This window comes from Streptomyces sp. R11, assembly GCF_041051905.1.
Lineage (GTDB): Bacteria > Actinomycetota > Actinomycetes > Streptomycetales > Streptomycetaceae > Streptomyces.
In genome coordinates, this window is the sequence record NZ_CP163432.1 from 5,600,031 (window position 1) to 5,620,221 (window position 20,191).

The 20,191-nt window shown below is 71.2% G+C and carries 12 protein-coding genes and 1 pseudogene; 9 read left to right on the forward strand and 4 right to left on the reverse strand.

Features of this window, described 5'->3' with window-relative positions; translation table 11 throughout:
• Positions 1–275: 275 nt before the first annotated feature.
• The 7 genes from AB5J55_RS26035 to AB5J55_RS26065 all read left to right on the forward strand — a co-directional run bounded on the left by AB5J55_RS26035 (position 276) and on the right by AB5J55_RS26065 (position 8,750).
• Positions 276–1,607: a DUF2690 domain-containing protein gene (locus AB5J55_RS26035; RefSeq protein WP_369272952.1), complete on the forward strand. Its 1,332-nt coding sequence runs from the start codon at positions 276–278 to the stop codon at positions 1,605–1,607.
• Positions 1,608–1,793: 186 nt separating this feature from the next.
• A complete protein-coding gene (locus AB5J55_RS26040) occupies positions 1,794–2,396 on the forward strand; it encodes a TetR/AcrR family transcriptional regulator (protein WP_369272953.1) in 603 nt (200 codons plus the stop codon).
• Between the two features lie 128 nt (positions 2,397–2,524).
• Positions 2,525–3,448: a TauD/TfdA dioxygenase family protein gene (locus AB5J55_RS26045; RefSeq protein WP_369272954.1), complete on the forward strand. Its 924-nt coding sequence runs from the start codon at positions 2,525–2,527 to the stop codon at positions 3,446–3,448.
• Positions 3,449–3,499: 51 nt separating this feature from the next.
• Entirely contained in the window at positions 3,500–4,855 is a 1,356-nt protein-coding gene (locus AB5J55_RS26050) for an MFS transporter (protein ID WP_369272955.1), read from the forward strand.
• Positions 4,856–4,943: 88 nt separating this feature from the next.
• Positions 4,944–6,653, forward strand: coding sequence for an aldehyde dehydrogenase family protein (locus tag AB5J55_RS26055; protein WP_369272956.1), 1,710 nt, complete (start codon positions 4,944–4,946; stop codon positions 6,651–6,653).
• Positions 6,654–6,733: 80 nt separating this feature from the next.
• Positions 6,734–8,311, forward strand: a complete 1,578-nt coding sequence (locus tag AB5J55_RS26060) for a long-chain fatty acid--CoA ligase (protein ID WP_369272957.1) — start codon at positions 6,734–6,736, stop codon at positions 8,309–8,311.
• Between the two features lie 145 nt (positions 8,312–8,456).
• A complete protein-coding gene (locus AB5J55_RS26065) occupies positions 8,457–8,750 on the forward strand; it encodes a hypothetical protein (protein WP_369272958.1) in 294 nt (97 codons plus the stop codon).
• Positions 8,751–9,046: 296 nt separating this feature from the next.
• On the opposite strand, the gene AB5J55_RS26070 is transcribed toward AB5J55_RS26065, so the two are convergent.
• A complete protein-coding gene (locus AB5J55_RS26070) occupies positions 9,047–11,122 on the reverse strand; it encodes a SpoIIE family protein phosphatase (protein WP_369272959.1) in 2,076 nt (691 codons plus the stop codon).
• Positions 11,123–11,666: 544 nt separating this feature from the next.
• Here AB5J55_RS26070 and AB5J55_RS26075 point away from each other — a divergent pair.
• Both AB5J55_RS26075 and AB5J55_RS26080 read left to right on the forward strand, forming a co-directional pair.
• Positions 11,667–11,870 (forward strand): annotated as a pseudogene (locus AB5J55_RS26075) (hypothetical protein); the annotation flags it as partial.
• Between the two features lie 800 nt (positions 11,871–12,670).
• Positions 12,671–13,660: a malate dehydrogenase gene (locus AB5J55_RS26080; protein WP_369272960.1), complete on the forward strand. Its 990-nt coding sequence runs from the start codon at positions 12,671–12,673 to the stop codon at positions 13,658–13,660.
• A 93-nt stretch (positions 13,661–13,753) separates the two neighbouring features.
• Here the strand turns inward: AB5J55_RS26080 and AB5J55_RS26085 are convergent, their stop codons facing one another.
• The 3 genes from AB5J55_RS26085 to AB5J55_RS26095 are packed head-to-tail and all read right to left on the reverse strand — an operon-like array spanning position 13,754 to position 20,164.
• A complete protein-coding gene (locus AB5J55_RS26085) occupies positions 13,754–17,107 on the reverse strand; it encodes an SAV_2336 N-terminal domain-related protein (protein WP_369272961.1) in 3,354 nt (1,117 codons plus the stop codon).
• Positions 17,108–17,129: 22 nt separating this feature from the next.
• Entirely contained in the window at positions 17,130–18,080 is a 951-nt protein-coding gene (locus AB5J55_RS26090) for an AAA family ATPase (RefSeq protein ID WP_369272962.1), read from the reverse strand.
• Positions 18,077–20,164, reverse strand: a complete 2,088-nt coding sequence (locus AB5J55_RS26095) for a trypsin-like peptidase domain-containing protein (RefSeq protein WP_369272963.1) — start codon at positions 20,162–20,164, stop codon at positions 18,077–18,079. The genes AB5J55_RS26090 and AB5J55_RS26095 overlap by 4 nt, the downstream gene beginning before the upstream one ends.
• Between the last annotated feature and the right edge of the window lie 27 nt (positions 20,165–20,191).

Sequence of the window (20,191 nt, forward strand, 5' to 3'; positions counted from 1 at the left end):
CCCACGTGTTGGCAAGGGCTTACTACCAGGGTTGCGTCGGCCGAGGAGGGTCGCCGGTGGAACACTGGATGCCATTCGATGGGCGTGCAACGGTGCATGCCCACGGTCCCAATGCTCCCGTGCGCCCCCACCCCGGGAACTGAGATCCTTACTGGGCGCATCCCTGTGGGTAGCCACATCGGGGACTCGGCAGAGGGCACCACGCGCGGGGGAACGCGAGAAACACCAGCACGAACCGGGGGGAAGAGGGGGAAGCAATGCCTCGTTGGAGGGCCTTGCCGGATGAACTCGATCCGCAGGTCAGGGAGTTCGCGAGCCAGCTGCGCCGGCTTGTGGACCGCAGCGGTCTGAGCATCGCGGCGTTGGCCGACCGCACGGGATACAGCAAGACGTCCTGGGAGCGGTACCTGAACGGGCGGCTGCTCGCGCCCAAGGGCGCGATCGTGGCGCTTGCCGAGGTCACGGGTACGAATCCGGTTCACGTGACGACGATGTGGGAGCTCGCCGAACGGGCCTGGAGCCGCTCGGAGATGCGCCACGACATGACCATGGAGGCCATCCGGATCTCCCAGGCCCGCGCGGCGCTGAGCGAGTTCGGGGCGCCCCCGGCGAGCGCCAAGGAGGGCGCGAAGGCGGGCCGGACGGCGCGCAAGAGCGGGAGCGCGACGGCGACGCCCGGCATCGCGGGTCCGGCAGGCGTGGCACCGACGGTGCCGCCGGTGCCTGCACAGCCGACGGCGCCCGAGGTGCGGGATTCGGCGGTGCGGGACTCCGCGGTTCGCGATACACCGGCGCGGGATTCCTCCGTACGGGACTCGGTCCGGGATTCCCAGGTCCGCGATTCCTCGGTACGGGACGCGCCGGTACGGGACTCCGGCGGAGGTGGCGTCCGGGAGGGCGACGCCGACTCCGGGGGCAACTCGTGGGGGTTGGCGGGGTATCGAGGTCCGGCGACGGGTGGCCGTACGTCGGGGGCGGTGCCGTCGGGAGCGTCCGGGGCGGCTGCGACGTCCGGGGCGTCCGCCGCGTCGGGGTGGGCGCAGGGGGCGCCCCAGCCGTACGGCGAGCCCCCGCAGGGCCCCCGTCCCGGAGGCGGGTCCTTTGGTGGTGGCGGTGGCAAGCGGCGGCTGACGATGTTCCTCGCGGGGGTCGTCGGCGTGCTGGTCGTGATCGCGGCGGTGTTCTTCTTCACCGATGCCGGCCGCGGGCAGAAGGGCGACGAGGCCGCCAACTCGCCCTCTCCGTCCGCGACGACCGACCCCGACCTGCCGGCCGGCGTCAAGTGCAGCGGTGACTCCTGCACCGGCAAGGACGCGGAGAGCATGGGGTGCAGCGGTGACCTCGTGACGACCGCCAAGACCGCGACCGTCGGCACGGCCGTGGTCGAGGTGCGCTACAGCAAGACGTGCGGTGCGGCGTGGGGGCGTGTCACGCAGGCCACGCAGGGGGACGAGGTGGTGGTGAAGGTCGGCAAGACGAAGGAGACCGGCACGATCACCGCCGTCGGCGACACCATCGCGTACACGCCGATGGTGGCCGTGAAGGACGCGGGCGAGGCCACTGCCTGCGCGACGCTGGCCGCCGGTCAGGAGGGGTGCACGCAGTAGCGGGGCACTCGAAAGATTCGCGGAGCGGCATCTCGACGCGGGTCAGGCCATGGCGGCCTGGCCGGCGTCGGGCGTTCGCGACGGGCCGACGGATCGGGGCGACCGGGGCGCCAGCACCCCTCGTAGGCTCCGGTCGACGAGCTCACCGCGTTCCGGCCGGTCCGGCGGAGACCGTAGGCTCTGGGCATGGTGGGTATGCAGCGGGACGGGGCCGTACGAGGGCCGGGGCGCCCACGCGAGGAGCGGGTCACCGGAGCCGTCCTGACCGCGGTCGTGGACCTGATCACCGAGCAGGGGATCGGGGCGGTCACGATGGACGCCGTCGCGTCCCGCGCCGGGGTGAGCAAGCCCGCCATGTATCGGCGGTGGCCCACCAAGCAGGATCTGATCATCGCGGCCGCGGAGACCCGTCTCGGTGTCCTGTCGGTGCCTGATCTGGGTGACTTCCGGGCCGAGCTGCGTTTCGTGCTCACTGCTCGCCTGGAGGCCTACCGGCTGCCGGGCACGGACCGGCTGATCGCGGGCTTCATCGGTGCGGCGGCCGAGGCGGGCGCGGTACGAGGTCAGTACGCGGAGTACACCGAGCGGATCACGAGTGAGACAAGGCGCATTCTCGAACGCGGGATCGACCGAGGTGACGTGGGCCCGGACACCGATGTCCGGGCGGCGGCCACGTTGGTGGCCGCACCGCTGATCTTCCGGCTGATCGGTGAGCAGGAGATGCCCGACGCCCGCTTCGTGGACACCCTGGTCGATCTCGTCGCACGCGCTGTCGGCCCGGGCGACTGACGGCCTTCGGTCGCGGTTTCGGGCTCCACATTTCATTCCGTCAGGTCCCTTGCCTCCCCATGCCCTAATAGCGATACTGCCGGTAACGATTTTAGGGCCACGCCAGCACCTCGTTCCGGAGGAATCTCATGGACAGCGCCGTCACCACCCCCGCCCCCGCCCTCGACAAGCCGCTGATGCACTACGGCAAGCGCACGCTCGACCGCCTCGCGCCGGACGCGTCCCAGCCCGACTACCGGCTCCTGGACATCTGCCCGCTCACCCCGCACATCGGCGCCGAGATCCAAGGCGTCGACCTTTCTCTCCCGATCGGCGAGGACGTCGCGGAGGAGATCAGGCAGGCCCTGCTGGAGTGGAAGGTGCTTTTCTTCCGCGACCAGCACGGCTTCGACCCGCAGTCCCAGCTCACGTTTTCCGGCCTGTGGGGCAGGCCGGAGGCCAACCCGTTCTTCCCCAAGGGCAACACCGCCGGAGTCTCCCGTCTGGCCAAGGACGCCATGGCCATGGGCACCGAAAACATCTGGCACAGCGATCACTCGTTCATGGCCGCGCCGGCACTCGGCTCCGTCCTGCGCGCCGTTGAGGTCCCGTCCGCCGGCGGCGACACGATGTGGGCGGACATGGCGGCCGCCTACGACAACCTCACCGAGACCATGAAGGACCGCATCGAAGGCCTCACCGCGGTGCACGACTGGGTGCCCAGCTGGGGATCGCTGATGACCGAGGCCCAGCTCGCCGCGCATCGCGAGAACCTGCCGGCCGTCGAGCACCCGGTGGTCGTCTGCCACCCGCGCACCGGCCGCAAGCTGCTCTACGTCAACGAGCCCTTCACCACCCGGATTGTCGGCCTGTCGGACGTGGAGAGCCGCGAACTGCTGGGCGAGCTCGTCCTGCAGGCCCGTATCCCCGAGTACCAGGTGCGCTTCCGCTGGCAGCCGGGCTCCGTCGCGATCTGGGACAACATCGCCACCCAGCACTACGCGATCAACGACTACTTCCCGCAGCGCCGTGTCATGGAGCGCATCGCCATCGCCGGTGTCCCGCTCTCCTGATCGAGCTCCCGGCCCCTCCTCCTCTCCCCATCAAGTCTCCGCGGAGCCCTTGTGACCGACACCGACGTCGCACCCGCTGTGCCCGCCGGCCCCCCGAAGGCGCCGAGCAGAACGCGACGCCGCGCGTGGATCGTCACGGCGCTGCTCGTCGTCTTCATGATGATCAATTTCGCCGACAAGTCCGTGCTCGGTCTGGCCGCGGAGGAGATCCGTCAGGACCTCGGCCTGTCCGCATCGGCCTTCGGACTCGCCAGCAGCGCGTTCTTCCTGCTGTTCTCGATCTCCGGTGCCGCGGTGGGGCTGCTCGCCGACCGCGTACGGCCGAAATGGCTGCTGCTGATCATGGCCGTTCTGTGGTCCGTCTCCCAGGCGCCACTGGCCGTCGGCGGAGGGCTCGCGGTGCTCATCGCCTCACGTGTTCTCCTCGGCGCCGCCGAAGGGCCTGCCTACCCGGTCGCCCAGCAGACGACCCTGTCCTGGTTCCCCAACCACCGGCGCAACCTGCCCGGGGCGCTGATCGTCCTGGGGATCACGCTGGGGGTCCTGGTCGCCGCTCCCGTGCTGACGTGGTTGATCAACCATCACGGCTGGCGCTCGGCCGTTGCCGCGGTGGCGCTGGTCGGCGTGGTGTGGACGCTGCTGTGGATTCCCTTCGGCGGAGAGGGACCGTACGCGACCACGTCGGACAACGACTCCCCGGCCGAGGCGGCCTGCGACGACGGGCCGGGGGCGACCAAGGGGACCGGGGCCGGGGCCTCGGGCCAGGCACAGCCCAAGATGCCGTACCGCCGGATCCTTGCGACCCGCACCTGGATCGGAGTCACGATCGGCTACTTCAGCACTTACTGGGTGATCGCCTTCGCTCTGGTGTGGCTCCCCTCCTACCTCCGTGACGGGCTGGGCTACTCCTCGGCCGTGTCGACACAGCTGCTGATGCTGTTCTGGGGTCTGAGCGGAATCCTGGTGCTCGGACAGGCGGGCCTGACCGGATGGATGCTGCGCCGCGGAATCGCGAGCCGGTGGGCCCGCGGTGGGGTCGGCGGCGCCCTTCTGCTCGTCTCCGGTGTTTCCTGTCTGGCCCTGCCCGTGGCCCCGGCCGGTGCTGTGACCGTCGTGCTGCTGGTCGGCGCCGTCGGCCTCGCCGGGGCGATGGGCAGCATCGCCGCCACCACCATCATGGAGCTGGCTCCTGCCAATCGTCGCGGCGGCGCCCTGGGCATCATGAACGCCGTGGTGACCACCGCCGGTCTGATCGCCCCGACGCTGATCGGCAGCCTCGTGGACACCCATGGAGCGGTGGGCTACCAGTACGCGGTCCTGATCACCGGTGCCTTGCTCCTGGTGGGCGGAACCGCCGCCGTCACGCTGATCAACCCCGACCGCGACGCCCGCCTGCTCTCTGTGTGACGACACATACGGGCCCTGTTTCTTGCTGAACGCACGGGGCAGGCCCCGCCCCGCCCTTCCCACTCCCGACCTTCCGCAAGGGACGACGTTGAACTCCAGCGCCCTCGACACCTCCTTCCTGGACCGCACCGTGGCCGACGTACGCGGCAACGCCAAGTCCTGGTCCACCACCCCGCTCACCGAACGCATGGCTCTCCTGGAGCGGTTGCAGCCGCGCGTCATCGCGCGTGCGGCCGAGATGGCCGCTGCGGGCTCCCGGGCGAAGGGGTACGGACCGGACTCCCCCTGGGCGGCGGAGGACTGGATGGGTGGCCCCTGGGCCCTGGTCCAGAACACCGCGGCGCTGCTGCACGTCCTGCGCCGGATCGCAGCGGGCAGGGATCCGCTGGACGCCAAGGCTGTCCACGAGGAGAACAGCCGCACCCACGTGGACGTATTCCCCGCCACCGGCTGGGACACCCTGCTGCTCAACGGGTTCCGGGCGCAGGTGTGGATGCGCCCCGGCGTCACGGCGGAGCAGGCGCGGGAGCGCGCCGCGGGAGAGTACCGGGGCAGGCAGGGAGACCCGGCCGTGGCCCTGGTGCTGGGCGCTGGCAACGTCGCCGCCATCACCGCGCTCGACATCCTGCACAAGCTCTACGCCGAGGGCCAGGTCGTCATCGCCAAGATGAACCCGGTCAACGCCTATCTGCGCCCCCACTTCGAGTACGTCTTCGCCGAGTTCGTCGAACGGTGCTGGGTGCGCTTCGTCGACGGCGGCGCGGCCGAGGGCGCCTATCTCACCCGCCACGACGGCATTGACACCATCCACGTCACCGGCAGCGACCGCACCCACGACGCCATCGTCTGGGGCACAGACGAGGACGCGGAACAACGCCGCCGTGACGACCTCCCCCTGATCGCCAAGCCCTTCAGCAGCGAACTGGGCGGCGTCAGCCCGTGCATCGTGACGCCGGGCCCGTGGAGCGACGCCGACTTCCGCTTCCAGGCCGAGCACACCGTCACCAGCAAGATGAACAACTCCGGCCACAACTGCATCGCCAGCCAGCTCCTGGTCCTGCCGCGCGACTGGGACGGCACCGAGCGGCTGCTCGACGAGATCCGGCGGGTACTGCGCGATCTACCCCCGCGCACCGACTACTACCCCGGCGCCGCAGGCCGTCTCGCCGCGGTACGCGAGGCCCACCCGCAGGCGGAGACGCACGGCGACAATTGCCGGCTGCTCGTCCCCGACATCACCGACCACCACGACGACGTCCTCATCACCGACGAGGTCTTCGGCAGCGCCCTGGGCGTCGTACGCCTGCCCGGCGCGACCCCGGCCGAATTCCTGCGCCAGGCAGTCGACTTCGCCAACGACACCCTGCCCGGCACCCTCGGAGCCACCCTGATCGTCCACCCGAGGACCGAGAAGGCCCACCGGGAGACGGTGCGCACCGCCATTGCCGATCTGCGCTACGGCACCCTGGGCGTCAACTGCTGGTCGGGCGTCGGCTTCCTCCTCGGCTTCACCCCCTGGGGCGCGTTCCCCGGCCACAACCGCCAGGACATCGGCAGCGGCATCGGCTTCGTGCACAACGCGTTCATGCTCGAAGACATCGAGAAGACCGTGCTGCGCGCCCCGTTCACCCCCGCGCCGCGAGGTCTGTTCACGGGCGACCCCTCGCTGTCCCCGCGCCCGCCGTACTTCGTCACCCACCGCACCGCCTTGTCGACGGTGGAGCGCCTCACCCGCTTCACGGCGGCGCCGAGCCTGACGAAACTGCCCGCGCTCTTCGCCGCCGCGCTGCGGGGCTGACCCCGACCGCCCTCGGTCCTGCCGACCCCCGTATCCGCCACGCCTTTGGCGCCCGCCGAAGCATCCCCAACGGAGACCTCATGCTCAATCTCGCCGCCGTCCTGGAGGACAGCGCCCGCACCGTGCCCGACCGCACCGCAGTCGTGCTGGGCACCCAGCGGCTGACCTACGCCGAGCTGGACACGGCCGCCCGCCGCGTGGCCAACCTGCTGCGCTCGCGCGGCATCCAGCCCGGTGACAAGGTCGCACTGTCCTGCCCGAACCTCCCCTGGTTCCCGATCGCCTACTACGGCATCCTCAAGGCCGGAGCGGTGGTCGTCCCGCTCAACGTGCTGCTCAAGAGCCGGGAGATCGCGTACCACCTCGCCGACTCCGAAGCGAAGGCGTACTTCTGCTTCGAGGGCACCGCGGACCTCCCGATGGGGCAGGAGGGCTGGTCCGGCTTCGGTGAGACCCCCGGCTGCGAGGACTTCTTCCTGATGACCGCCGCCCCCACCGCGGACTCCCCGATCGCGGGCGCCGAGACCCTGACCGCGGCCCTGGCCGACCGGAGCGCGGACTTCGAGACGGCGGCGACCGACTCCTCCGACACCGCGCTCATCCTCTACACCTCCGGCACCACCGGCCGCCCCAAGGGCGCCGAGCTCACCCACTCCAACCTGATGCTCAACGTCCTCACCTGCCACAAGCTGTTCGGCGAGATCGAGCACGACGTCCACCTGATCACCCTGCCGCTCTTCCACTCCTTCGGCCAGGTCGTCCAGATGAACGCCGGCATCGCCTCCCGGGCGACGCTCGTGCTGCTGCCACGCTTCGACGCCCGCTCCGCCCTGGCCCTGATGCAGCGTCATGCCGTCACGTTCTTCGCGGGAGTTCCCACGATGTACTGGGCCCTGCTCGAAGAGGAGGCGCGCGATGTCGACCTGTCGCTGATCGCCAAGAACCTGCGGATGGCTGGGTCGGGAGCCTCGGCGCTGCCGGTCGAGATCCACCGCCAGTTCCGTGAGCGTTTCGGGGTCACCATCATGGAGGGGTACGGCCTCTCGGAGACCAGCCCGGCGGCCACCTTCGTGCCGCCCGGCGAGGAGGTGCGTCCGGGCTCCATCGGGCGCCCCGTCTGGGGTGTCGAGGTGGACCTGGTCGACAAGGACTGGACACCGGTCCAGGGCGCAGACGCGATCGGCGAGATCGTCATCCGCGGCCACAACATCATGAAGGGGTACTACAACCGACCCGAGGCGACGGCCGAGGTGATGCGCAACGGCTGGTTCCGCACCGGTGACCTGGCCCGCCGAGACGCCGACGGATGGTTCTACATCGTCGACCGTGCCAAGGACATGATCATCCGCGGTGGCTTCAACGTGTACCCGCGGGAGATCGAAGAGGTACTGCTCACTCATCCCGCCGTGAGCATGGCGGCCGTCATCGGCGTGCCGCACGACCGCCACGGCGAGGAGATCAAGGCGTGCGTGGTCCGCACCCCGGGATCGACGCTCACCGAGGAGGAGCTGATCGACTGGTGCAGGGACGAGATGGCGGGCCACAAGTACCCTCGCCTCGTGGAGTTCCGCAACGTCCTGCCCACCAATGCCACCGGCAAGATCCTCAAGCGCGAGCTGAGGGACCCGCAGGACCACGCGACCGGCGCGGCTCGATAAGCACCCAGGCATTCGTTCCCCCGTTTGGTGTCCCGCAGCCAGCTCGGCCGACGGTGAGTGTCTGTACGCGGCCGCGAATGACAGTCAGGGCGTCCTGGGCCCTCCGTCTCGCGACGCAGATGGCTGTTGTCCCATGGTGGAGGGCATGGGCAACTCCAGGGCGTATCCCATCCTCAGAAACAGCAGGCCGGCGGATACGTACGCACTGGCTCAGTTGATGCCCTGGCAGAAGCCAACCGTCCTTCTGGCTGCCGAACTGCAGACGGCCGAGGACGTGTTGCGGATGGCGGACGTACGGCCGAACGCTCATTACGAAGCCGAGGGCGCCGCGTTTGATCCGGAGCGGTGGAGCCACGAATACCGGGCGGGATACGTTGCCGACGGGTACGCGCGAGTTGTTGCTTCCGTTCTTCCCGGACGTCGACATGCCGGTGGATGAGCGGGGCATGAGCGGCGCGACCATTCGAGTGCGGACCTGGCAGGGGCGAAGTTGTACGGATGTCCCTCATGTGCCGGCACCCGGCTGCCGTACGGGGTCCGCCGCGGTCGGGGTCTGGCCGGCGTCGCAACGCGGGGGGTGGCTCCAGGGACCGATAGGGGGCGTCGGCGGCGGTCGCGAGGTACCGGTCGGCTTGCCCCCGACAGCGCTTCTGTTGCGTGAGTTGGACGGACCGGTGACATCCGGCCGGGCAGTGGTCGGGCGAGCCGGTAGAGGCTGCTTGGGCGCTCGGCCGGTCACGGCAGTTCTTGCTCAGTCCAGATGGTCTTGCCTCGGCGGCCAGGACGGGTGCCCCAGCGCTGGGTCATCTGTGCGATCAGGTAGAGCCCGCGGCCGCCTTCGTCGGTGTCCTCGGCGTGCCGCAGTTGCGGGGAGGTGCTGCTGGTGTCGGAGACCTCGCAGATGAGGGACCGGTCGCGGATCAGGCGCAGCCCGATCGGGCCGTGGGAGTAGCGGATGGCGTTGGTGACCAGCTCGCTGACGACCAGTGAGGTGGCGTATTCGAGGTCGTCCAGGTCCCAGGTGTTGAGTTGGTCGACGGCGAGTTTGCGTGCCTGTGCCACGACCTCGGGTGCTGGGGGCAATGTCCAGGAGGAGACCTGGCCGGGGCCGAGGGCGCGGGTTCTGGCGAGGAGGAGGACCGCGTCGTCCTGGCGGTTTTCCGGGGTCAAGAGGTCGAGTAGGGCATCGCAGATCTGCTGCAGGGAGCCGGCGTCAGATGCCAGGGCGGTGCGGATGCGGTCCAGTCGTTCCCCCCTTTGGCGGGGGGTGGGGTCCAGGGCTGCGTTGTTGAGGACTATGAGGGTGCCTTCGGGCAATTCCCGCTGGACGGTTCGGTAGGTGGGGAGGCCCTGTCCGAGGGCTGGTCCTTGGGGAATGTCGGCGAGTTGCACGGCGCCGTCGGGGAAGGCGAGGGCCGGAGGCGGATGGCCCGCCCCAGCCATGCTGCACTGCCGGGTCGCAGGGTCGTAGACCACGTACAGGCAGGTAGTGCCGACGGTTCGGCCGTCGGCGCCGTCATGCCGGGGCTGTTGGCCTCCGAGCCGGGTGACGAGTTCGTGCAGGCGCTCTAGGAGCTCGTCGGGCTCCAGGTCCAGTGCGGCAAGAGCTCCGATGGCGGCCCGGATTTCGCCCATGGCTGCCGCGGCGCGGATTCCGCGGCCCGGGGTGTCGCCGGCCGTCAAGGCGATTCGAGCGCCGGACAGGGGGATCACGTCGAACCAGTCGCCGCTGGGGCCGGAAGGGAGGTAACTGTGCGCGGTCTCCACGGCGGTGTGCGCAGGTACCTCGGGCGGCCGCAGGCTGAACTGGAGGAGCTGGCCGGCGGAGTGTTCGCGGCTGTAGAGCCGGGCGTTGTCCAGACAGACCGCGGTACGTGCGGCCAGCTGCACAGCTTGTGCCAGGTCGTCGTCCTCGTACGCGTCCGGGCACTGCGCCCGGTAGAAGCAGACCAGGCCCAGCACCACGCCCCGCGCGGACAGGGGAACCACCATCATCGAGTGCACCCCGGCATCACGCAGCGCGTGGGCCCGGACAGGGTCCAGGGCGAGCCACCCGGTGTCCTGGTTCAGCCGTCTCATCAGCCGGGGCTGAAGAGCGGCCATGCTTCTGCGGTACGGCGTGCCCGCGGGAAACACATTCGCTTCTCCCACCGGGGGTGTACTCGGCTCTTCGGCGTCATCGAGCGCACGCCAGGCCGCCCTTCGCAGAGGGAGATTCTCGATGAGCCGTCCGGGTCTGGGCGCCTCGCCGCGCAGAACCAGGTCGAGAAGGTCCACCGTCACGGTGTCGGCCAGCTCCGGGACAGCGACGTCCGCCAGGTCCTGCGCCGTGCGGAAGAGATCCAGGGTATGGCCGATACGGGCCGCGGCCCGATCCAGCAGGGCGAGTCGAGCCTGAGCCCGGTAACGGTCTGTGACATCGACGATCGCGCCCGCCACCCCCAGGGGCCGCCCCTGCGGGCCCTCCAGCCGGAACCACGACACCGATGCTGTGACCAGGGTGAACGGCTCATGCCTGGAACGTACCGTCAACAGGACATCGCGAATCGGTCTGCCTGTGTCCAACACCCCGCGGACCATGTTCTCAATGGCGTCCGCCCGCGCGACGCCGAGACCCCGGAGAACGTCGATGAGCCTGCGTCCGAGGAACGCCTCAAGTGGGAAGGCGCGAATGTGCCGGGCTGCGGAGTTGTACCGGACCAACCGCAGCTCGGTATCCAGGACATGCAGGCCCACCTGGGGTTCGGAGAACAGAGCCGCGAGGACCGCATCATCCAAGTCGCGGCCGGTCGTGTCCTGCGGAGTGTTCACGGTGCCCCATCCAACCCGCTCGCGGACAGCACCTTGATCGGGATGGTGGCCAGGCCGAACGAGATGGCGCCGGCCCAGACAGGGCGGGGCATGACGAACCTCCATTAGGAGCCTCGAACGTCAGCCTACCGAGGGCGGCGGAACGTGGCACGTGGGCCTGTGTGTCCGGCACCGTTCGACGAGGGAGCCCGACGGACTACGCATCGGATGGGAAGTCCAGCTGTCCTCCGCTGGCACGCAAGGCCCCGCAGCGTCCGCGCCCGCGAGCATCGAGGGCTCGGGAACCCTGCCGACCGGAGGAAGCCGGGGTCCGCGTACGGGCCGGCGAAGGCGCACGACCCCAACGTCGACCGCCTGGTCGCGGTCAAGGTTCCCACCGGCGACGCGGGCAGCAGTCGGCAGATGGCCCGGTTCGCCCGTGAGGCCGCGGTCGCCGGCGGCCTCGCTCAGCCGAACATCGTCACCCTCCGCGACTCCGGCTTTGCCGCGCACAACGGGCAGCGACGGCCGGCACGACGTCACCGCAACCGGCGTCCTGCGGCGCCTGGCCTCCCTTCCCGGAATCACGGTCCTTGCTCTGGACCTGGCTGCCGCCCTTGCTGTCGCGCGCCCAAAGACGTGGGCTGCGGCGCATAGTCACTACACGGCGCAGCCCACCCCGGACCGTCCCGACGGCGCGATCATCGCCACCACCGCCCCGCACCGGTGGGCAGGAGCGCCGGTCCGCGTACTGGACCTCACTCCCTGACCACAACAGAAGACGTATGAGGCCCCGCCGGATTCCGGCGGGGCCGCAGTGCTTCACCGGGTATCGCGCAGGTGATCGCGCCGGGCGGTGACGAGCCTCGCGCCACCGCGCGCGGTCGGCCAGCCCGTGAGGATCGGCATGACCCGTGGCGAGGACGCGGCGATGTTCGCGAGTTCCGCGAGCGCGTCCCCGCCGGCTCACCGCCCGGTTTGCCAAGGTGATGCTCTCAGAGATCCGCGACCCGGCCGGTGGCTGCTCGGGGTGGCCCTGCCGCGCTGGGGTTGCGGCTACCAGGACTGCGAGGCGGGTGTCCTGTGGTCGAAGCCACCGGGCTGAGGGGTGCGTCCGCTGCGGCTGAGCTCCAGGAACCGAGCAACGGACAGATCCAGGTACAGCGGCAGGCCGTGCGAGCGGTCGGCGACGACCTGCCGGATGTTCTCGCCGATGAGGGGCCGGCCGTCGCGGGTGAGGCGACGGAAAGGGGGCGTGAAAAGATTTCGGGTCGGACAGGAATGGCCGTCGGCAAAGTGGGCACGCGCACCGTACCCCCACGGGAGTCCGGCAAACCGGTACCCCCACCCGGCGGCCGCCCGCGTCCCCTCTCCCGGACAGGGCGGCCGCCGCTTTGTGCGCCGGTGGTGGCTTTCTGTGGGCCGGGCCACACGGACCCGGCCGTGCGAGATCCCGGAGGCGCGATAGCCTGACCGGTGGATCTCTCGACGCCAAGAGATCGATCATCTCTACGTCCCGCACCCCGGGGCAGGGATGCCCTCACCGCCAGCTGTCATACGGAGAACGCCATGACCCGCACTCCCGTGAACGTCACCGTCACCGGCGCGGCCGGCCAGATCGGTTACGCCCTGCTCTTCCGCATCGCCTCCGGCCAGCTGCTCGGCGCGGACGTGCCGGTCAAGCTGCGCCTCCTTGAGATCACCCCCGCGCTCAAGGCCGCCGAGGGCACCGCCATGGAGCTCGACGACTGCGCGTTCCCGCTCCTTCAGGGCATCGACATCTCGGACGACCCGAACGTCGCCTTCGACGGCGCCAACGTCGCGCTGCTCGTGGGTGCCCGCCCCCGCACCAAGGGCATGGAGCGCGGTGACCTCCTGGAGGCCAACGGCGGCATCTTCAAGCCGCAGGGCCAGGCCATCAACGCCCACGCCGCGGACGACATCAAGGTCCTGGTCGTCGGCAACCCGGCCAACACCAACGCCCTCATCGCGCAGGCCGCCGCCCCGGACGTACCGGCCGAGCGCTTCACCGCGATGACCCGCCTCGACCACAACCGCGCGCTGACCCAGCTCGCGAAGAAGACGGGCTCGACGGTCGCCGACATCAAGCGTCTGACGATCTGGGGCAACCACTCCGCGACCCAGTACCCGGACATCTTCCACGCCACGGTCGCCGGCAAGAACGCCGCCGAGGTCGTCAACGACGAGAAGTGGCTGGCCGACGACTTCATCCCGACCGTCGCCAAGCGCGGTGCGGCGATCATCGAGGCCCGCGGCGCCTCCTCCGCGGCCTCCGCCGCCAACGCCGCCATCGACCACGTCCACACCTGGGTCAACGGCACCGCCGATGGCGACTGGGTCTCCATGGGCATCCCGTCCGACGGCTCGTACGGCGTCCCGGAGGGCCTGATCTCCTCCTTCCCGGTCACCACCAAGGACGGCAAGTACGAGATCGTCCAGGGCCTGGACATCAACGAGTTCTCCCGCGCCCGCATCGACGCCTCCGTCAAGGAGCTCGAGGAGGAGCGCGAGGCGGTCCGCTCCCTCGGCCTCATCTGACGGGCGCGATCCGACACTCACACCGATCCCCGGGCGGCACGGCTGCCCGGGGATCGGTGCGTCCGCGCCCCGGCCCCCTCGCAGTCGGCCGGTTCAGCGCCCTACGACCAACTCGGCCAGGTCCAGAAACGCGTTCAGCGTCGGCGTACGCAACTGCTCCAGTTCCCGGAAGCCCGGGGAGTGCAGGGCCTTGTCGAACGGGACGGCGACCACCTGGTCGGCACCGATGTCGAAGCGGCCGGGAAGGTCGGCCGGTACCGGTCGGCTGGAGACCCCCTCCACCTGCGTCACCACGACGATCGCCTCGTCCGCCAGCTGACGGCGCCCGCTGCCACGCAGCTGGTCGAGCACCCGCCAGGCGGCGTCGAGGAACCAGCCTGCGCTGCCGCAGCACAGGACCAGTCGGTCGGTCAGATCGAGGACGGTGTCGGCCGATCGGTCGAGCCGCAGGGGGGCCCAGTCGGTGAGGACGAAGGAGTAGTACGGCGCGGTCCGCGCCAAGGCATGCGTGTACGCCTGGGTGTGGGCGAGGTTCGGGGGGACGTGGCCCGGCGGGTGCGCGGCGACTTCCAGGCCCGACGACAGGTGCGTGGTGCGGGCGCGGACCTCCTCGTACGAGGCCTCGGCGGGAAGGTCGGCCAAGTCGCGCACGGTGGCGGGGTTCCGGCGGGTGAGGAAGGAGCCGAGCGCGCCCTCGTCGGCCGCTCCGTCGAGGGCCAGTACGGGTTCGCCCCGGACGGCGGCGAGGAGGGAGCCGAGCGCCATGGTCGTGGTGGCCCGGCCGCTGTAGTGATAGGCGCCGACCAGCGTGAGCCGCCTGGCTCGGTGCAGAGGCGTCCGCAGCCGGGCCAGCCGGGCCTCCCGCTCGCGGCGGGCGGAGCCGAACCGGGGTGGGCGGATCGGCGGAACTCCGGTGGGGGGCACGGTGGTCCGCGGCAGCGCGAGTGGTGCGTCCACCGCCGGCCTGGCTGCGGAGGGTGACCGGGGCGTGGGAGCGCGTTCGGCGCGGGACTGGGCGATGTAGTTGGCCAGGACGTCCGCGACCTCGCCCGCGGAGGGCCGTTCGGCCGGATCCGGGTCGAGGCAGCGCAGCACGACCTGCCGCAGCCGCGCCCAGGTGTCGCCCTGCCACAGGTGCATGCCCTCCGGACCGGGAACATGCCGGTGCAGCTCCCGGCCCGCCTTGCTGCTGACCAGCTGGAGCAGATCGCCCAGCGCTCGCACGTTGTCCTCGGGCGTGGGTGCGGGGCCGGCACCCGCGTAGCGGCCGGCGACGGCGCAGTCGGACAGGTCGCCGAGTAGCACGGTGCGCCGTAGCACGAAGATGTTCTCGGCGCTGAGGTCCGCGGGGACGATCTCGTGGAGGTGGCAGAGGGCCACGGCGCTCGCCAGATGCCAGCCGACCAGGAGCGCGGTGAGCTTGTCGAAGGGGGCGGTTCTCGTCGCGTGGGCCTGGTTGAAGATCTCCGCGAGCCGCGGCGGCGGCTGGGTCCCGGAGTCGTCGTGGATCGGGGCCGTCGCCAGCCAGAGCCGGCCGCTGCTGTTGTCGCGCCCCTGCGCGAGCACGGCGGGGGCGTACTGCCGGTTCAGCCGGAGCAGTGCCTCGGCCTCCAGCGAGATCAACTCATGTGCGCCGACGGGCAGATCGAGCCGGGCGGTGCGAACCATGGCGCGGGTGCCCTGCCGATGGATGCCGTCGTACTCCACCGTCCGCCGCAGCCGTCGTCGGCCGTGGAGCCGGTAGGGGCCCAGCTGCCGGGGATCGTCGTCGGTCAGCGGCTGCCAGCCGTCCGCCGTGGGGCCACTGCGGCCCGGCTCTCGCTCCAGCCCGTGCACGTCCCGGTCGAACGACACCCCGAACCGGGTCAGCAGTCTGCGCTCGACATTCGTGAACGGCCGGTGTGAGCCCGGAAGTTGGGCGGAGCCGTCAGGATGGGCGAGCCAGGCGGGGAAGTCGGGGGAGACGCCGGCGAGTTGTTCGAGGCGCCGCCCGATGCTGCGGCTGGTCCTCAGGAGCTCGGACTGAGGGACCGCGTCGAGGAGCGCCGACCGTGATGTGTCGGAGAAGTCGAACACCTGGTGCTTGGCGGGCAGCGGCCCGGATACCGGTGCGGGATGCGGCCGCATGAGGCCGCCGAGGAAGACCTCCGCGAGATGTGAGGTTCGCGCCTGCCACGGGACCGCCGTCTGGACCAGCCGCATGACCGGCACGGTGAGCGGCGACACGGCCGCCAGATGGGCGGCGAGCCGGTAGGCCTCCGGCGTGGCCGCGTCCCGGAAGTGTTGCAGGTCCCCTTGGCCGGCGGATGCGGCGACGGTGCCCGACCGGTGCGGCCGGGCCAGCATCGGCAGCTCGACCGTGGCGCCGGGCGAGGCGAGGAGGTGGGCCCAGTCCCGCAGGGAGGCGGCCGTCGGCTCCAGGACCGGCACCGGCACGCCGTCGAAGCGGGCGAGGTCGGGCGGCAGTACAGGATCGGTGATCTCCCAGGAGGTGTTGGCACCGCCGATCCGCCGAGTCGTGGCCTGCCACCGCTCCGCGTGGATGCCGGACCCTTCCCACAGGCCGGGCGGCAGGGTGTGCAGCACGGCGGCCGGACCGCGGGAGGCCCAGAAGGACAGCAGGTCGTGCAGGGCACCGCTGCGCCAGGAGCCGCCCATGCCATCGCTGATGACGAGGACGAGGGTGCGGCCCGACGGGTCGCCGACCGAGCTCAGCGGCACCGGAGTGCTGTCGGGCCGGAACGGACGGGCGTGCAGGCGCGGCTCGGAGACGCTGCGGGCGTCGAGGCCGAGGACGCGGGTGGTGGCGAAGGCGCCCAGGCGTTCGAGCAGGGTGCGCAGTTCGGCGCCCAGCCGGTGCCACAGCAGCATCGACAGACCGTCGTCGACGAGCAGTGCCAGATGCAGCCAGCGCTCCTGTACGGGCCGCAGCACCACGTCGGGCAGCAGGGTTTCGGCGAGCTCGGCGGCGGTGCGTTCCTCGTCGATCTCCCGCCGGTGCGGGCTGGCCTGCCTGCGCCGCAACGGTCGCAGCGCTCGCCCCAGTTCGAGCTCGCGGGTCAGTGCCTTGTCCTCCGGCACCCGGACGGGCAGCGCCTTGCCCGGTTCGGGGTCCTGGCGCAGTCGTATCCCGGGAAGGGGCGGCGGGGTCTGCCGGGCGGCCGCGTAGAGGGACGGGGCGGTGAGGTCGGGCAGGTCGGGGTCGTCGGGGTCGGGGTCCGGTGTGGACCGGGGCGGCGTGGCTCCCTCCGGTTCGACGGTGGGCGGTGGTTGCGGCGCCGGCTGCTCGACGCGGGCGAGCCGGTTGAGCGGCGCGTCGTCCCCACCGGGCATTCGCCCGGCCAGCCACAGCACGTCGAGCACCTGGTCGGCGTCCAGTTCCTGTCCGGAGGCCGCCAGCACCCGCAGAGCCGCGACGAGCCGCGACCCACCCCCACCCACGCTCACGACGCGCCCGTCCACACCGCCGTCACAGCGCCCCGGTCAGCTGGTGCAGCACGGCGTCCAGCAGTCCCTCCGCGTCCAGGTCGACACCACCGGTACGCAGGAACACCGCGTTCAGGAGCTGGTCGGTGGCCAGTTCGCCTGGGGCGCGGCGGCGCAGGAAGGCCTCGATGAGTTCGTCCGCGTCGTGCAGGGCCTCCTCGCCGAGGTGGGCCGTGACGATCGCGCGCAGCCGCGCCTCGTCGGGGACCGGCAGGGCGAGGCGGACGCATCGGCGCAGGAAGGCCGGCGGGAACTCGCGCTCGCCGTTGCTCGTGATGACCACGACCGGGAACTCGGCGCACTGCATCCGGCCCTGGTGAACCGTCACCGAGCCTCGGTGGTCCGAGGTCTGCACCTCGACATCCGCCATGTCCTCGGGGAGCCGGGTCAGTTCGGGGATGTCGAAATAGCCTTCCTCGAAGACGGTGAGCAGGTCGTTGGGCAGGTCCACGTCGCCCTTGTCCATCTCGTCGATCAGCAGCGCCCGCGGTGTGGCCGAGGGCACCAGGGCCGTACCCAGCGGGCCGAGCCGGATGAACGTTCCGATCGACGGCTCGCTCTCGCCCCGGTCGCGGCTGAGCGTGGTTTCGCGCAGGCGGCCGATCGCGTCGTACTGGTAGAGCGCCTCGCGTACGGTCGACCGGCTGTTGATGGACCAGCGCAGCAGTTCGCCGAGCCGCAGCTCGTGCGCGACCGCCCGGGCCAGCGACGACTTGCCGGTGCCGGCCGGCCCGGTGACCAGCAGCGGGCGGCGCAGATGCAGGGCGGCGTTGACGACGTCGGCGTGTTCCGGCTGGATCAGGTACGGCAGTTCGGGGCGCAGGGCCGGAGCCGGGCTGAACCGGCGCCACGGCGGCGCCGAGGGCAGGGTGATGGCGCGAGGGACGCCGTCGCCGCGGAAGAGGCGCCAGTCGGCCTCGGAAGCGGAGGTCATGCGCTCTCCTGTGGTTCGCTCAGGTGCAGTCGGGGCACCGTACGGTCGGCGTCCGCCCAGGCCAGAACCGGGCGGCCGGGGAAGTCGGGGGCGCGGGTGCCCCGGGCGTTGGCCCGGTAGACCCGCACTCCGTCGGGCAGTTGACGGGTGGCGACGTCCGCCATGTGCTTGGTGACGTGCGAGGGGGTGTCCCGGCCGCGGTCCCACACCACCACCGGTATGCCCACGGCGAGACAGATCTGAACGATGGCGTCGCGCGGCCCCGGGGGCACATCGACGGACACCCGGACCGTGTCGAGCCGGCCCATCAGCTCGTAGTAGACCTGATGCGGGTCCTGCGACGCGTCCGAGACGACCAGGGTCTCTCCGGAGTCGAGCCGGCTCCACCGCTCACGCCAGTCGGGTAGGAAACGCTCGTGCCGGCGCAGGAGTTCCGGACAGTGCACGACCAGCGGGAACTCCACGCCGAGCATGCCCGGGACGACTTCGCCGGGTACCTGGGCCGCCCATTCGTCGATCGGCAGGTTCAGGTCGGCACGGTCCACGAGCACCTCCACCAGCGGCCGTCCGACGTCACGGTCCGAGGGGATGAGGGACTCCATGACACGCAGCAGTTCACGCGCCGCCTCGGGCGCCGAGTACGAGGCGGCGCTGTCGACCGACACCTGCCGGGGCCCGGTGCCCTCGTCGCACCAGATGCGCAGCCGGTGCCGCCCCCGACCGGCCCGCGCCACCTGGACCAGGACCCGCTTGCGCCGGACACTGCCGCGCAGCATGCGGGCCCAGTCCTGGGCGTCCGAGCGCCGCTCCCTGACGGCGGCGCCCGGGATACCGAGCCGGCCCGCCACGCCGTCCGACCACAGGCGCAACTCCGCCTGCCGGGGCGCCGGGCACAGCGCGGCGACGTACTCGACGACCCGCAGCATGGCCGGCACCCGTGTCTCGCCGTCGTCCGAGTGCCCGTCTCCGGGCAGCTTCTCCAGTTCGTCCAGCAGGACGTCCAGGGTGGCGCCGTCGGTCAGGGCGGCGACCCGCTTGGTGGCTTCGCGCACCGCCTCGGGCAGCCGGTCGAGCACCGCCCGGTCGACGTTGCGCAGGAGTTGGTGGAGCCGACGGTGCTCGCGCGGTGAGAGCAGCAGCGGAGTCTCCGACAGCCGGCCGGCGACCAGCACGCGGTTGGTCGCCATCGGGTCCCTGGGGCGCAGGATCTCGGTGAAGGCCGCCAGGGCGCGGCGATCGCGGAGCAAGAACGCCGCGAACTCCTCGATGGGGGGCGGGCTCACCGGGCTGCCCTGGGCGACGCCGCATGCTAGGGCCAGCTGGCGGGCGGTGTCACCGAGCGAGTACGGCGACGGCAGGGCGTTCCCGATCGCCGTCACGAGCATGCCGAAGGCGGGGTCGTCCGGATCGGCGGGCTCGGTGCCCTCCTCGACGAGGACGCCGAGGGGCCGCAGCTCGGCCTCGACGTGCTGCCAGGGAATCGCCCAGCTGCGTCGGACCATGTGCTGCGGGCTGTGCGGAAGCGGGGCCCCGCCGGGATCGCACGGCGGCATGAAATGAGCCGCGAGGAGTCCGACCACGGCTCCGTCCTCCTCGCACCACAGCGGGCCGCCGCTGTAGCCGGGGCCGACCGCCATGCCCGTGGCCTTGCCGTCGAGGTAGCCGACGGAGCCGTCGAGGGCGGCGACGCGTAGATCGGCGAAGGTCGCGCTGTGCCCGCTGCCGTGCCAGGCCCGCACCTGCTGACCGGGAACCATGGCCGTACGCCGGTCGGCTGCGGGCATGCCGACGGGCGGCGCGTCGATCCGCAGCACCGCAAGATCGCCGAGCCACTCCCCGTCGCCGTCCCGCACGGCCGTGCCCTCGCGCGTGCGTGGGGCGATCCAGTGCGCCACGCGTGCGGGGTATCGCTCCGTCTTTCGCGCCCCCTGCACCTCGACGAACAGCGGCTCGAGCCCGGGCGGCCGGGTCTCGAACAGCGCTCTGCCCATTGCGTCGTTGACGACATGCGCGCAGGTCAGCATCGCGTCACCACCGAGTACGACTGCCGCACCGGCCGTCTTTCCGTCAGACGTGCGGCGCACCGACGCGACGCGGGATCTCCCCTCGGT

What these genes read in the sequence shown, in the direction of transcription:
- AB5J55_RS26040 (WP_369272953.1), top strand. Translation starts at nt 1,794, where the DNA reads ATGGTGGGTATGCAGCGGGACGGGGCCGTACGAGGGCCGGGGCGCCCA.
- AB5J55_RS26045 (WP_369272954.1), top strand. Translation starts at nt 2,525, where the DNA reads ATGGACAGCGCCGTCACCACCCCCGCCCCCGCCCTCGACAAGCCGCTG.
- AB5J55_RS26060 (WP_369272957.1), top strand. Translation starts at nt 6,734, where the DNA reads ATGCTCAATCTCGCCGCCGTCCTGGAGGACAGCGCCCGCACCGTGCCC.
- AB5J55_RS26065 (WP_369272958.1), top strand. Translation starts at nt 8,457, where the DNA reads ATGGGCAACTCCAGGGCGTATCCCATCCTCAGAAACAGCAGGCCGGCG.
- AB5J55_RS26080 (WP_369272960.1), top strand. Translation starts at nt 12,671, where the DNA reads ATGACCCGCACTCCCGTGAACGTCACCGTCACCGGCGCGGCCGGCCAG.
- AB5J55_RS26090 (WP_369272962.1), bottom strand. Translation starts at nt 18,080, where the DNA reads ATGACCTCCGCTTCCGAGGCCGACTGGCGCCTCTTCCGCGGCGACGGC.